This is a genomic window from Cognatundibacterium luofuense, assembly GCF_018139685.1.
GTDB classification, from domain to species: domain Bacteria; phylum Pseudomonadota; class Gammaproteobacteria; order Burkholderiales; family Burkholderiaceae_D; genus Undibacterium; species Undibacterium luofuense.
Genome location: NZ_JAGSPN010000438.1, coordinates 1 through 322 on the forward strand (window position 1 = coordinate 1; position 322 = coordinate 322).

The 322-nt window shown below is 57.5% G+C and carries 1 protein-coding gene; it reads right to left on the reverse strand.

All coding sequences use genetic code 11. From position 1 onward, the window contains the following. A partial coding sequence (locus tag KDM89_RS21125; protein ID WP_212689775.1) for a 2,3-bisphosphoglycerate-dependent phosphoglycerate mutase occupies positions 1-322 on the reverse strand: 322 nt, incomplete at both ends.

The window sequence follows — 322 nt, forward strand, 5'->3', positions numbered from 1 at the left end:
GCGGCGCCATACCAACACTTGCTCATCGCCATACTGGGCGGCTGTTTCCGCTTTGTTGAGGCCTTGCAGGGCGCCATAATGACGCTCATTCAGGCGCCAGTCGTTAACCACAGGCAGCCACATCATGTCCATCGCGTCGAGTGTGCCCCACAGGGTGCGGATCGCACGTTTCAGTACCGAAGTGTACGCCAGATCGAAAGTGTAACCCGCTTCCTTGAGCAATTTACCCGCCTGCGCGGCTTCCGCTACACCTTTCGGTGTCAGATCAACGTCGGTCCAGCCAGTGAAACGGTTTTCCAGATTCCAGGTGGATTCGCCATGG